7 protein-coding genes are annotated in these 14,007 nt (G+C 73.1%); 6 read left to right on the top strand and 1 reads right to left on the bottom strand.

The window, feature by feature from the left end:
* Nucleotides 1-356 (bottom strand): VOC family protein (locus ACFWI9_RS28695; RefSeq protein WP_387166414.1); only part of this gene is annotated, 356 nt, incomplete at its 3' end.
* Nucleotides 357-811: 455 nt separating this feature from the next.
* Here ACFWI9_RS28695 and ACFWI9_RS28690 point away from each other — a divergent pair.
* The 6 genes from ACFWI9_RS28690 to ACFWI9_RS28665 all read left to right on the top strand — a co-directional run bounded on the left by ACFWI9_RS28690 (nucleotide 812) and on the right by ACFWI9_RS28665 (nucleotide 13,831).
* Complete coding sequence (locus ACFWI9_RS28690) at nucleotides 812-2,125, top strand: MFS transporter (protein ID WP_387166412.1); 1,314 nt, start codon at nucleotides 812-814, stop codon at nucleotides 2,123-2,125.
* A 59-nt stretch (nucleotides 2,126-2,184) separates the two neighbouring features.
* Nucleotides 2,185-3,483, top strand: coding sequence for a non-ribosomal peptide synthetase (locus ACFWI9_RS28685; protein WP_387166410.1), 1,299 nt, complete (start codon nucleotides 2,185-2,187; stop codon nucleotides 3,481-3,483).
* Nucleotides 3,484-3,763: 280 nt separating this feature from the next.
* Nucleotides 3,764-6,952 (top strand): amino acid adenylation domain-containing protein, encoded by a 3,189-nt coding sequence (locus ACFWI9_RS28680; protein ID WP_387166408.1) that lies wholly within the window; start codon nucleotides 3,764-3,766, stop codon nucleotides 6,950-6,952.
* Nucleotides 6,952-8,949, top strand: coding sequence for a non-ribosomal peptide synthetase (locus ACFWI9_RS28675; RefSeq protein WP_387166406.1), 1,998 nt, complete (start codon nucleotides 6,952-6,954; stop codon nucleotides 8,947-8,949). Before ACFWI9_RS28680 ends, ACFWI9_RS28675 begins: the two co-directional genes overlap by 1 nt.
* A complete protein-coding gene (locus ACFWI9_RS28670; protein WP_387166404.1) occupies nucleotides 8,950-10,857 on the top strand; it encodes an amino acid adenylation domain-containing protein in 1,908 nt (635 codons plus the stop codon).
* Complete coding sequence (locus tag ACFWI9_RS28665; protein WP_387166403.1) at nucleotides 10,847-13,831, top strand: condensation domain-containing protein; 2,985 nt, start codon at nucleotides 10,847-10,849, stop codon at nucleotides 13,829-13,831. The genes ACFWI9_RS28670 and ACFWI9_RS28665 overlap by 11 nt, the downstream gene beginning before the upstream one ends.
* Nucleotides 13,832-14,007: the final 176 nt, after the last annotated feature.

Raw genomic sequence — 14,007 nt, 5'->3', positions numbered from 1 at the left:
GCTCCGAAGGTCACCCCTCCGGGGTCCCGGGCGAGACACATCGTGCCGAAGTCACCGACCTGCATCGGCTCCATGAGGACGGTGCCGCCGTTCTGCTGGATCTTCTCCGCGGTCGCGGCGGCATCCGGCGACGCCAGATACAGGCACCACTGCGATTGCCCCTCCTGCCCCGGCATGGGCGGTACGACGGCGGCGACCGCCTTGCCGTTCGCGTACGCCTCCGTGTAGTTGCCGTACTCCGACGATGATTCACCGAACGTCCAGCCCAGGACTTCGCCGTAGAAGGTCTTCGCTCCTTCCACGTCGGAGAACATCGCGTCGGCCCAGATCGGTTTGCCTTCGGGTGCTGCGGCCATGACTGACTCTCTTCGCTGTCTGCGCTGTGAAGTCCCCCGATCCGTGGGACCGGCGGACCGTGACCGGTCCCACGCTAGTGAGAGCCGGGCTCTCCCGCGCGATGACACCGCGAATCGGTCCGGAGACGTCCTTCGGAGGACGGCGGTGACCGATGGCTCACCCGTTGGCGCACCTATAGCGGCCGGAATGCGCGACTCCGACAACCGATGACCATGAAATGGCTGTTTTCAGTCATCCTTCGATCGGTCGTGTCGGATGCGTGATTGGGCTGTGTCTTTGTGTGATCGAAGGGGTCATCCTTGTCCGTGCATGGGTCATGTAGGCGTCATTCATCCGGATGTAGCCACTGCCTGGCGAAAAATTTGCTGAGAAGATGTCAAAACGGCAAGAGATTCGACCGAAACTGAGCAGTGGCTTTTGACGGTGGATCCGCGGTTCCCTGAGGGTCGTTCACATGCCCGTAACACCCCGAGCCGCCACCGGCGGCCCGTTGCGCATGCCCGATTTCCGTCTTCTGCTCGCCGGTGCCGCCACCGGACAACTCGGCGCCCAGGTCACCCTGGTGGCGCTGCCCCTGGTGGCTGTGCTCGAACTCCAGGCGTCCGCCTTCGAGGTGGGTCTGCTCACAGCCGCCGAGACCGCCGCGTTCCTGCTCATCGGGCTGCCCGCGGGAGCCTGGACCGACCGCATGCGCAAACGACCCCTGATGATCCGCGCCGACATCGTGCGCGCCGCGGCCATGGCGAGCATCCCGCTCGCCGCGGTCGCCGGAGCGCTGACGATGACCCAGCTCTACGCGGTGGCCCTGATCACCGGTGTGGCGACGGTCTTCTTCGACGTCGCCCACCAGAGCTATCTGCCCCACCTGCTGCCCAAGGAGCAGCTTGTCGCCGGCAACGGTGCTCTGGAGACCATCCGTTCATCGGCACAGGTGACAGGCCCCGGACTCGGGGGCGGGCTTGTGCAGTTGGTCGGAGCCCACCTCGCGATCGTCGCGGACGCCATCGGCTACGCGCTGTCCGCCCTGTTCCTGCTGGGCGTCAAGCAACACGAGGACCGGCCGCGGCCCGCCCCGAACGCGTCCTTGCGCCGGGACATGGCCGAGGGTGTGCACTTCGTCCTCCGCCAGCCCCTGTTGCGCGTCATCGCCCTTACCACCGGCCTCGGCAACCTCTTCGCCGCGGTGCTGATGGCCACTCAGACGGTGTACCTGGTCCGAGTGCTCGGCCTGGAACCGGGGGCGATCGGCCTGGTGCTGTCCGCGGCGGCCGTCGGCGGACTCGCCGGAGCGCTCTGCGCCGGTGCGATCGCCGCGCGAGTCGGCCAGGCCCGGACCATCCTGCTCTCCCTCCTCGTGACCGCGCCGTTCGCACTCCTTTGGCCGCTGTCCGGGACGGGAGCGGCCGGGGCAGCCCTGTTCGCCGCCGGTTCCGGTGTCACCTTCTTCGGCGCCGTCGTCTACAACGTCGCCCAGGTCAGCTTCCGCCAGACGCTCTGCCCGCCGCGGCTGCTCGGCCGGATGAACGCCACCCTGCGGTTTCTCATGTGGGGGACCCTTCCGCTCGGCGGGCTGCTCGGCGGCACCCTCGCCGACGCCTTCGGCCCGCGTACGGCACTCGCCTGCTGCGCCGCCGGCTTCCTCGTCGCCCCGCTCCCACTGCTGCTGTCCCCGCTGCGCCGGATGCGGGACCTGCCCACGGCCGCGCCCGCCGACGACGCGGCGGACGGCGCTGACGCCGCGGCACGCGGCCCGGCTCCGGTGGGCTGAACTCCCGTCCCAGAGCTGCCCAGAAGACCGGCGTCCTGAACTCAACCCGGAAGGATCACGTGCCCAGCATCACGAGCCAGTATCTGGCCCGTTACCGGCGAGCCACAGCCGACGAGGGGACCGACTTACCGCTCCCCGTCACCGGAGCCCAGCGCCGCTTCGTACTGGTGCGTTCCATGGACGCCACGGGCCGACCCGACCTGGTGCCGATGTTCTTCGCCTTCCCGCGCGGCACCGTCGACACCGTACGCCTCGCCTCTGCGGCCCGCCGTGTGGCCGCGCTCCACCCCGTCCTGCGCGCCCGGCCCGCCGTGCTGCGCGGCGCGCCGGTCCTCCTTCCGGAACCGCCCGCGGTCCCCGTCGCCACCGTGACCCCTGCCCTGGGCGAGGACACGGCTTCGGCGCTGCGCCGGGCACTCGCCGACTGGGCCCCGCAGGGTCCGCCGATGCGGATGTTCCTGGCACGGGACGAGGCACCCGGCGGCGAGGAGGTCCTCGCCATCGTCCTCGACCACGCCGCCTGCGACGGCCAGTCGCTGGCGCGCGTCGTCGGGGAACTCGAGGCCGCGTACGCCGAGGCGCCGCACTCCGATGAGCCGAGCCCCGGCGACATCGCCGCCGAACTGGCGGCGTACCGGGACGCCGTACTGCTCCAGCTCGAAGCCGAGGACCGCGCCTCCTCACCCGAGGCGATGGCCCACTGGGGCGAACGGCTGCGGGGAGTACGCGAACAAGCCCCGCCTGCGCGTCCGGGGCACCCGGCAGCCGACGCGCTGCCGAGCGGCACGGCCGAACGCTGTGTCCCGGCCCCGGCGGCCGGGATGTCGTTCCCCGGCCTGCTCGACGCCTGCCGGGCCGCCGCCGCCGCGCTGTACGGACCTGGGCACGAGGTGCCGATCGGCTACCCCTGGGGCGGGCGCCCACCCGGCGCGGCACCGGTCATCGGCTGCTTCCTCAACACCGTGGTCTTCCCGGCCACGACCGGCGAGGGTCCCGGGGGTGACTCGACCGCGTTCGACTGGTGGGACGACCTGGACCGGGCCGACGCACCCTTCGACGCCGTGGTGCACGCCGCCAGGGCGGCGGGCTCCGGCTGGACGGGCCGGCTCGACGGACTGCTGACCGTGGACGACACCCAGCGGCGCCCGCTGCTCAGCCTCGCCGGTGTCACCGGTCGCGAGACACATGTGGACGGCAGACCCGTACGCGGCCCGTTCGCCGTCTCCGTCACCAACGGCCCCGCGCTGCACCTGCGCATGGTGTGGGACCGCGCGGTCCTGGACGACGACCGTGCCGAAGACGCCTTCGCGGCACTGGCCGACACGGTCGCGGCGACCTCCGCGGGTACCGCCGGGTGAGTGCCGCCGACCGCCCTTGCCGCCTGACCTCCGGCGGCAGGATTCCGCCGTCCGGCCGACCGCCGACTGACCGTCGGCCGGATGTCGCCGACCGATCGTGACCGACTGCGACCGACTGCCTGTCGGCCGACCGACCGCCGACCAAGCGGGCAAAGACCACCACCCGACGCCACCCGACAGCCGGGCCATGCCGCGCGACCCGCGGACCGCCCGCTGGACCACGCCGGGCACAACCGTGCCCGGCCGAACAGAACCGACCCGACAACCTCAGGGATCGCCCATGCTCCCCCTCTCCTCCTCGCAGGAGATCGTCTGGCTGCACGAACAGGTGCACACCGGCAGCCGCGCGTACAACTTCACCGGCGCACTCGACCTGTACGGCACCCTCGACGCCGAAGCCCTGCGCCGAGGACTCGCCGCCACCCTCGACAGGCACCCGGGACTGCGCCTCGAACTCGTCCCCGTCGAGGGCGCGATGCCCGGACAGCGGGTGGCCGAGAGCTGTGTGCCGCGTCTGCACACCGTCGACATGAGCGCCGAGAAGGACCCCGAAGCGGCGTTCGAACGTCTGCTGCGCACGGAAGCCGAAACACCGCTCGACACCTTCGAAGCGCCGCTGCTGCGCTGGACCCTGGTCCGGCTCGCACCGGACCACCACCGCCTCATCCACGTCGAACACCACCTCATCCACGACGGCCACTCGCTCGCGATCCTGCTGGACGACGTGTTCCGCACCTACCGCGGCCATGTGCTGGGCGAGCCGGTCACCCTGCCGCCCGCGTCCTCCTACGCCGACCACGTACAGGCCAGGGCCCGCGCCCCCTTCCCCACCGAGAGCCTCGACTTCTGGACCGGAGAACTGCGCGATGCCGCCCACGACATGCCACTGCCCGGACTGACCCGCCCCGGCGCCCGGCGCAGGCACCACGGCGGACAGCTGCGCCAGTCCATCGGCGCCGACCTGGCCGGGCGGCTGCGGCAGCACGCACGCTCGCGCGGACTCACCCCGTTCGCCACCCTCCTCGGACTGTTCGCCGAGCTTCTGCGCAGGCACAGCGGGCGTTCCCGGATGGTCATCGGCACTGCCGTCGGCAACCGCCCGCAGGGCTTCGAGGACGCCGTCGGGATGTTCGTCAACACCATCCCGCTGCCGCTCAGGCTCGACCCCGCGGCATCCGCCGAGGACACCATGGACGAGGTGACCGACACCCTCTTCCGGGCCCTCCCGCACCAGGAAGTGCCGGTCCAGGAGCTCACCCGCGCCCTCGGAATGCACACATCGGGCGCCGACAACCCGCTCTTCAGCGTCATGTTCAGCGCCCACGACGCCCCGCTGCCCGAGATCGAAGTCCCGGGCCTGGACATCACCCTCTTCGAGGGCTTCAACACCGGCACCACCCGGTTCGACCTGGACGTGGTGCTGCTGCCGGACGACCGGCGCGGAGTCACACCCCGTCAGGGCGCCCCCGGAATGACACTCGTCTGGGACTACGACGCCGACCTGTTCGGCGAGGACGTGGCCCGACTGCTGGCCGGACGGTTCCTGGACCTGCTACGGGCCTATCTCGACGACCCGGCCGCCGTCTTGGCCGACCTCGCGCCCGCGCATCCGGAGGAGGCCGGAACCACCGCGGAACCACCGAGGGGGACAGCCGGATCAGCCGGTCCGCTCGACCCGATCGCCGCCCATGACCCGACCCTGCCCGCACTGCTGATCGGCGCCCGCCGCATCACCTACGGGGATCTGAACGCCCGGGTGGAGAGCCTCGCGAGCCGGCTGCGCGACGCGGGAGTGACCCCCGGTCAGCCGGTGGCCGCCGTTCTGCCCCGGGGCCTCGACTCGGTCACCACCCTGCTGGCCTGTCTGCGGACCGGAGCGGTGTACTGCCCGCTCTCGCCGTCCGACCCGGCGGACCGTATCGAACTGCTGCTGAAGCGGCTCGCCCCGGCCTTGGTCCTGACCTCGTCCGGGACTCCGGTCACCGTGCCCGAGGGACTGCCCGCGGCCACGCCCGACGCCCCCGAACTGCCCCGCGCGCACCGCGCCGACGCGATGCCGGGAGCCTCGTACATCATCCACACCTCGGGCTCCACGGGCATCCCCAAGCCGGTCGCCGTCGGACGCGCGGCTCTCGAGCACCATATGACCGCCGCCGCCGGACGTTTCGGCCTGGCCCCGGGGGACCGGGTGCTGCTGTTCGCCCAGCCGTCCTTCGACGTGGCCCTCGAAGAGGTGCTGCCATCGCTCCACGCCGGAGCCTGCCTCGTCGTCCCGGGGCACGAGGTGCCCACCGGAGCGGAGCTCACCGAACTGCTGGGCGCCGCCCGGGCCACCGTCGCCAATCTGCCGACCAGCTACTTCCTCGCCACCCGCGAGGACATGCGGCCCGCGCTGCGCGACGGCGCGTGGGAGCCGCGGCTGCTGATGCTCGGCGGGGAACGGCTGCCGGCCGATGTGCTGCGGGACTTCCTGAACGACACCGAAGCGACCGTGCTCAACGTGTACGGCGTCACCGAGGCCGCTATCAGCTCGACCGTCCACGAGATCCGCCGCGACCAGCTCGCCGAGGGCGCCGAAGTCCCCCTCGGTATCGAGCTGCCCGGCGAGCGCGTGTACGTCCTGGACGCCCACCGCCGCCCACTGCCACCGGGAGCGGTCGGCGAACTGGCCATCGCGGGACCGGGCCTCGCCGTCGGATACGTCGGCAACCCCGAAGCCACGGAAGCCCGTTTCGTGACCGTCGACGCACTGGGAGGCGAACGGGTCTACCTCACCGGCGACCTCGGCTACCGCGGGCTCGACGGACTGCTGCACTTCCTGGGCCGCCGCGACAACCAGATCAAGCTGCGCGGCCACCGCATCGAACTGGAGGAGGTGGAGGCGGCGGCTTCGGCCGCGCTCGGCGGCCACTCCTGTGCGGTCGTACTCGACCGGGAGACCCCGGGCGGCCCCCGGCTCGTCGGCTTCCTGGAGAGCGCCCCGGACGCGGACGAGCATGGGGAGTGGGACGAGCAGGCCCTGCACACCGAGCTGAGCCGGCGTCTGCCCGCCGCACTCGTACCGGCCCGCTGGGCGCGGCTCGAAACCATGCCGACACTGGCCGGTGGCAAGCCGGACCGGGTGGCGCTGGCCCGTATGGCCGTCGCGCTCCAGCCCGCGGAGTCCGCGGAGCAGGTGGCGACCGCCGTGTCCACCGACCCGGCCGGGGACGTCCCGGGCCTGCCCGCCGATCCGATGACCGCCCTGCTCACCGAGGGCTGGCGTGCAGTGCTCGGCCACAGCCGCTTCGACCGGACCTCGCACTTCTTCAGGGCCGGTGGCCATTCGCTGCTCGCGGCGCAGCTCGCCGCGTGGCTGGAACCGCGGCTCGGACAGCGCCCGCCGCTGCGGCTGCTCTTCCAGAACCCGGTGCTCGCCGACCAGGCCGCCGCACTCGCGGCCACCGCCACCACCTCGACGGAGTCGTGATGACCGAGACCTTCGACCTCCCCTCGAACACCCTGACGGACCAGGCCGCCTCCGACCGCGCCACCCGCTCCGCCACCGCCACCGCCAACGGCGGCGCGGCGCTGAGCGTCGCACACGGGGCCGCCCCCGCCACCACGGGAGTGCTGGCGCTCTTCGAGGAGTGGGTCCGCCGCGCCCCGCAGGCTCCAGCAGTGATCGACGGCGCCCACACCTGGACCTACCGTGATGTGGACGTCGCCGCCACCGAGGTCATCGCCTCACTCGGTGACCGGGTACGCCCGGGAGATCTGGTCGGCGTCTGCCTCGACCGCTCGGCCGCTCTCGTCGTCACCGCGGTCGCCCTCGCCCGGATCGGCGCCGTCTACCTGCCGCTCGGACCCCGCCCGGGTCCGCGCCGTACCGAAGCCGTCACCGAGGACCTGAACGTCGTCTGCCTCATCGGCGACCCGAAGGTGCTGCCGCCGCGCCACCAGTCGGCCGACACCGCCGATCACGCCGCCCTGCCGCTACCCGCCGAAGGCGCCAACACCGGTGACTCCGGCGCCACGGTCATCGCCGCCTTCGCCACTCCGGGGGCCGGGGCCCGGCGGGCGCCCGGAGAAGCGTTCTACGCCGTCCTGACCTCCGGGTCCACCGGTCGGCCCAAGGCCGTCGCCGTCGCCGAAGCCGCGCTCGGCACCCTGCTCGACTGGTACCGCCGGGAGATGGGGCTGGGGCCCGGTGACCGGCAGTCCCTGCTCATCGGGGTCGCCTTCGACCCCCACCTGATGGAGCTGTGGGCCGGGCTGACCTCCGGCGCCGCCCTCGTCCCCGCCCCGGACGACGTCCGCTGGGACTCTGCCGTACTGACCGACTGGTGGCGGGACGCCCAGGTGACGGTCAGCGTCGGAGCCACCCCGATGATCGAGCCCCTGCTGGACCGCCCCTGGCCCCAGGACCTCGTACTGCGCCATCTGGTCGTGGGCGGCGACAGGATGCGCCGCCGCCCCGCGGGCGATGTCACCGCCACCGTCCACAACGCCTACGGACCGGCCGAAGCCACCGTCGTCACCACCACCCACGCGATGACGGCCGGGGACGCCTGCCCGGGCGAGCAGACCCCGCCCCCGATCGGCACCCCCGTGCCGGGCGCGACCGTGGTCGTCACCGACGGCGAAGGCCACGCCGTCCCGCGCGGCACCGCCGGTGAACTCCGGATCGGCGGCAGTTGCCTGGCACTCGGCTATCTGGACCCCGAGCTGACCGCCCACCGCTTCACCGCCCCGCACCCCACTCCTGAACTGCCCGGAGCCGACCGGCTCTACCGCACCGGTGACCGGGTGCGGATGGCGGCAGACGGCAGCCTGGAGTTCCTCGGCCGTCTGGACGACCAGGTGAAGATCAGCGGTGTCCGGATCGAACCGGCCGAGGTGGAAGCCGCGTTCGAGCAGGACCCCTCGGTGCGAAGCGCCGTGGTGATCGCCCCCCGCACCCCGGACGGCCAGACCCGGCTCGTCGCGTATGTGCGGCCCGCCGAGGGTGCGACTCCCGGCACCAGCGCGCTGCTGGCGGCGGTGCGGGCCTGGCTCCCCGAGCAGGCGGTGCCCTCCGACGTCCGGATCGTGACGGGCTACCCCCTGGACGCCAACGGCAAGGTGGACCGCGCCGCCCTGGCCCAGCGGGCGGAGACCGAAGCCGCGGGCACCCCCGCCATCACGGCCGCAGCCGTGACCGCCGAGGCAGCGCCGCTCACCGACGCGGACGCCGACGCCACCCCTGAGGAGCTGCTGGTGCTGCGTGCGGTACGCGACCTGCTGAGCCGTCCGTCGATCACGCTCTCCGACAACTTCACCGACCTGGGAGGCACCTCGGTCCAAGCCGCCCGGCTGCTGACGGCCATCGAGCGGGAGTCCAGCGTACGCCTGCGGGCGCCGCAGCTGCTGCGCCAGCCCGACCTGCGCGCCGTGGCCGCCCTGATCGACCAGCGCCGTACCGGTGCACGGCAGCCGGGAGCCTGAATGACCGTCATCGACCCGTACACCCACATCACCCCGAAGGACGGCCCCGTGCCCACCTCCCGAACCGACACCGCGACGGCCGCGGCCACAGCCGGCGCCGCCGCCCCGGCCCCGGCAGTGATCCACGGGGGACTGCCCGCCCTCGTGGCCCGGCACGCCCGGGCCACCCCGGACGCGCTGGCCGTCGCCGACGGCGACACCACCCTCACGTACGCCCAGCTCGACATCCAGGCCCGCGTCCTCGCCGCCCACCTCCGGGACCACGGTGTGCGTCGCGGTGACCGGGTGGCGCTGCTGATGCCCCGGTCCGCCCGGACCGTCGTGGCGCAGCTCGCCCTGTGGTGGGCCGGTGCCGTGTGCGTACCGCTCGACCCGGCGCACCCCCGCCCGCGTACCGAGGCCATGGCCGCCGACGCCCAGGTGACCCTGACCATCGGCGACCACAAGCTCCTGGAGTCCGCCGCACCCACCGGGCCCACCCTGCCGCTGCCCGGCGAGCCGCAGCTCACCGTCGGTGCCATGACCGCGGCCGACGCCGATCCGGATCCCACGGCGTTCATCATGTTCACCTCGGGCTCCACCGGCCGCCCCAAGGGTGTGACCGTCCCGCACCATGCCGTCGTGGAACTGGTGACCCGGACCTCCTACGTCACCATCACCCCCCGCGACCGGGTTCTGTTCCACTCGCCCATGACCTTCGACGCGTCCACGTTCGAGGTGTGGGGCGCGATCGCGGCCGGTGCCGCCGTGGTCGTGTGCACCGTGGAGCGGCCCTCGTTCGAGGACCTGGCCCAGCACGTGGAGCGGCACGGCGTCACCGTCGCGTTCCTCACCACCGCGCTGTTCCACCAGCTCGCCGCGCGCCGTTCACGGGTGTTCTCGCTGCTGCGCGGTGTCGTCGTCGGCGGCGAGGCCCTCGCCGCGCAGCACGCCCGCGAAGTGCTGTGCGCCTTCCCCTGGCTGGAGCTGGTCAACGGCTACGGACCGACCGAGACGACCACCTTCGCCACCGCGCACCGCGTCACCGCGGCCGACTGCGAAGGGCAGATACCCATCGGCCGGCCCATCGCGGGCGCCACCGTCCATGTCCTCGACGTGGACAGGCACCCGGTCGCCGAAGGACAGCGCGGCGAGCTGTGGATCGGCGGCAGCCGACTCGCCCACGGCTACGTGGGACAACCGGAGCTCACCGCGCAGCGGTTCGTCGAGCACCCCGCGTACGGACGGCTCTACCGCACCGGCGACCTCGTCTCCGCCCGGCCCGACGGCGTACTCGACTTCCACGGCCGCACCGACGACCAGGTCAAGGTGCGCGGTTTCCGTATCGAACCGGGCGAGGTCGAACACGCCCTGCGTGAGCAGCCCGACGTCGACGACGCGGCGGTCACCGTCCACCGGCCCGGGGACGGCGACGCGCGGCTGGTCGCCTTCGTCGTGGCCGCGCCGGGACCGGTGCCCCGGGCGGAAGCACTGCGGGACCGGCTCGCCGCGGTACTGCCCGCGCATCTCGTACCCGACGGCGTGACCCTCGTCGACCGGCTGCCGCTCACCTCCAGTGGGAAGGTCGACCGGCGTGGGCTCACCGCACTCGTGGGCACGGCCGGGACCGACGCTCCGGCCGCACCGATGAGCCCGCTGGAGCAGGCCGTGGCCGAGATCTGGAGCCGGGCCATCGGTACCGATGTCACCCGGCCCGACGCCGACTTCATCGCACTCGGCGGCCACTCGCTGCTCGCCCTCGTCGTCACCGACGACCTCCGCGAGGAACTGGGTGTGGAGCTGGCACTCGCCGACTTCTTCGGCGCCCCGACCGTGGCCGGGCAGGCCGCCCTGGTCGAGCGCGCGCTGCTCGCCCTGCACGGCGATCTGCACCCTGACGACACGGCGGAGCACACCGATGAGCACTGACACGCCTGAGGCCGCGGGACAGCTCGCCCGCCAGGAGGAACTGCTGCGCCGGGCGCGCGCCGGTGCCTCGGCCCGCGGCACCGCCACCACCGGAACGGCCTGGACCGCCGGGGAAGCGGTGGCGACGGCCCAGCACGGCCCGGCCCCGCTTTCGCACGCCCAGCGCCGCATGTGGCTGATGGACCGGCTCGGCCACGCCGGAGCCTCCTACAGCGTGCCGTTTGCCACCCGGCTGCGCGGCCCGCTCGACACGGACGCACTCGCCACCGCGCTCACCTCGCTCGTACGCCGCCATGAAGTCCTGCGCACCCGCTACGGGCAGCGCGACGCCGAGCCGTACCAGGAGGTGCTGGAGGCGCCCCCGGCGATCGCCGTACCGGTCAGGGAGTGCGCCGAGGCGGACGCCCCGGCGCTGCTCGCCGATGAGGCACGCCGCGGCTTCGACCTGTCCACCGGACCGGTGCTGCGTGCCCTGGTGCTACGGCACGGCGAGCAGGACCACACCGTGCTGCTGACCTTCCACCACATCGCCATCGACGGCGGCTCACTGGACACGGTGGCGCGTGAGCTCGCCGAGCTCTACACGGCGGCCGTCCACGGCGGCGAACCGGCTGTGCCGCCGCGGCCGCCGCGGTACACCGACTTCGCACGCGGGGAACACGCCGCCGCAGCCCGGATCGAACAAGGCCTCGCCCACTGGACCGCGCGGCTGAGCGGTGCCACGGCCCCGCGCCTACCGCGCAGCCGGACCTCGCCCCCCGGGGCAGGCCCTCGGCACTCCGGCACGCACACCGTCCCGCTCGCCGACCGGCTGCCCGAGGCTCTGCGCGCGCTCGGCGGTGAACACCGCGCCACGCTGTTCACGGTGGCGCTCACAGCCGCGTTCGCCGCCCTCCGCGGCCTCACCGGAGACGACGACCTGGTCATCGGGATCGCGGGCACCCACCGCCGAGGCGCCGCCATGCGCGATCTGGTGGGTCTGTGCGTCAACACCCTTCCGGTACGGGTGGACACCTCCGGCGACCCGGCGTTCACCGAACTCCTCGGCCGGGTACGGGAAGCGCTGCTGGAGGCCCAGCAGTACCGTGACGTCCCCTTCGACCTCGTCCTGGAGCGGCTCGGCGCCGCGGCGCGTGACGCCGACGGCACCGCACTGGTCCGGGTGACCTCCGATGTCATCGGGGATCCGGCCGTCCTCCGGCTGCCGGACACCGTGGGGGAGTACGTGGACGTGGAGACCGGTGAGGCCAAGTTCGACCTCTCCTTCGGTCTGCTCACCTCAGGGAAGCCCACCGCCCTCGTGCAGTACGCCAGGGGCGTGCTGGACGAGGCGGCCGCGGCGAACCTCTGCGAGCGGTACGCGACCCTGCTGGCGGCCGTGACCACGCAGCCGTCGCTGCGGCTGTCGCGACTGCCGGGCGCCACACCGGATCGTGCGCCCTCGCCCTCTCCCGCGACCGCATCCAGCACGGATGCCGCCGCAGCCGACCGCGACGGCGGGGACGCGGCGGCACGGGACGCCCACCCGGCCGAGGCGCTGCTGCGCGCCCACCCCCGGGTCGCCGACGCCCATGTGGCCGGACCGACCGGCGGCGCGCTGCTGGCATACGCCGTGCTGCGCGACAGCGTGGGCCCGACCCCTCACGAACTGCGCGCTCGGCTGCGCACGGCGCTCCCGCCCGAGTCGGTCCCGGCAGTGGTGACGCTGCTGGACGCCCTGCCCCGGACACCGGAAGGAGCGGTCGACCAGGACCGGCTGCCCGGGATGCCCGCCGTCACGTCCGTACCCGCTCCGCAGGGCCCGCGTGCCGAAGCCGTCATCGAGGGCTTCAGCGCGCTCTTGGGGCGGACGCCGGAGCCGGACGACGACTTCTTCGCCCTCGGCGGGCACTCCCTCGTGGCCGTGAAGCTCGCCGAACGGCTGCGGACGGCGCTGAAGCTGCCGCTGACCGGGCTGGACATCCTCCAGTCCCGTACACCCAGGGCGCTCACCGCACTGCTGGACGCCCGTGAAGCCGAACGGACCGCGGCCAGGGCCGGGGCGGTATCCGGGCAGCCGCGGCCGAGTCGCCCCGGCACGGTCCTGGTCACCGGGGGCACCGGCGGGGTCGGCGCGTACATCCTCCGTGAACTGGCGGCTCAGGGAAGGCCGGTGCTGGCCCTGGCCCGCCCGGAGTCCGCACACCTCGTCGCCGGGGACGGCGTGGACGTCATCGAGGGCGATCTCGCCGACCCGTCGGCGCTGCGCGACGCGGTCGCCGCGGCCGACGCGGTCATCCACGCGGCCTGCACCTTCACCCGCCCCGAAGTCGACCTCGCCGCCATGGAAGCGATGGTCGACGGTTGGCGGCGCGGTCCCTTCGTCTTCGTCAGCAGCGTCGACGCCTACGGGCACCCGGACGGTGACCGGGTCGCGGAGGAGTCAGCACCCGGAGAGCCACTCAGCCCCTATGGGCGCGGCAAGCTCGACTGCGAGGCACTGCTGCTGCGCGCGGCGGGCACCGAAGGCCGTGGCGGGGCCAGCGCCGTACGCTCGCCGATCGTCTGGGGCCCGCACGACCGGCTGCGCGACCAGTTGCGCTGGGGAGCGACCGGCCTGCTCTACCAGGCGGCCGCGGAAGGACGCCCGATCGCACTGCCGAAGCCCGGCACCGGCGGACACGACTGGTACGGGGCGGCCTGGGTGCATGCGGCGGCCCTGGCCAGGGCGGTGACAGCCTGCCTGGACGCGCCCGTGCACGGCGTCGCCAATGCCGTCAGCGGCCATGTCTCCTGGCTTGAGCTGGCCACCGATCTGACCGTACTGCTGGGCAGTACGAGCGTCATCACCGAGACCGGTGAGGTCCACCAGGACCTCGACCACCGCTGGCACTACGACCACCGCCGCCTTGCCCGCCCGCTGCGGGCACAGCCGGGAGAGGACCGGCGCTCGGTCCTGGGTGCGATGGTCAACGGCGGTATGGCAACGCGTTAGGTCCTCTCCGGGCGATCTTTGAGTATCAGCCCGTGGTGTCGGATGCATGAGGCCTCCCCCGGCCCCCGGGGGCCGAGGTTGGGGTCTCCCCAGGCCGCCAGGCCGTGGGGAAGCATCGCAAGGCGGTGGGGGTCCCCCCTGCGTCAGCGGGGGAGAAGCTCTGGGGGAGCGTCGTG

Origin of the sequence: Streptomyces sp. NPDC127084, from assembly GCF_042724175.1 — a bacterium.
In the GTDB taxonomy this organism is placed as follows: Bacteria; Actinomycetota; Actinomycetes; order Streptomycetales; family Streptomycetaceae; genus Streptomyces.
Note: the sequence above shows the minus strand (reverse complement) of the source record. Positions and strands in the feature narration are given on the sequence as shown.

Coding starts and splice junctions, on each gene's coding strand:
- ACFWI9_RS28690 (WP_387166412.1), top strand. CDS start 812: ATGCCCGTAACACCCCGAGCCGCCACCGGCGGCCCGTTGCGCATGCCC.
- ACFWI9_RS28680 (WP_387166408.1), top strand. CDS start 3,764: ATGCTCCCCCTCTCCTCCTCGCAGGAGATCGTCTGGCTGCACGAACAG.
- ACFWI9_RS28675 (WP_387166406.1), top strand. CDS start 6,952: ATGACCGAGACCTTCGACCTCCCCTCGAACACCCTGACGGACCAGGCC.
- ACFWI9_RS28670 (WP_387166404.1), top strand. CDS start 8,950: ATGACCGTCATCGACCCGTACACCCACATCACCCCGAAGGACGGCCCC.
- ACFWI9_RS28665 (WP_387166403.1), top strand. CDS start 10,847: ATGAGCACTGACACGCCTGAGGCCGCGGGACAGCTCGCCCGCCAGGAG.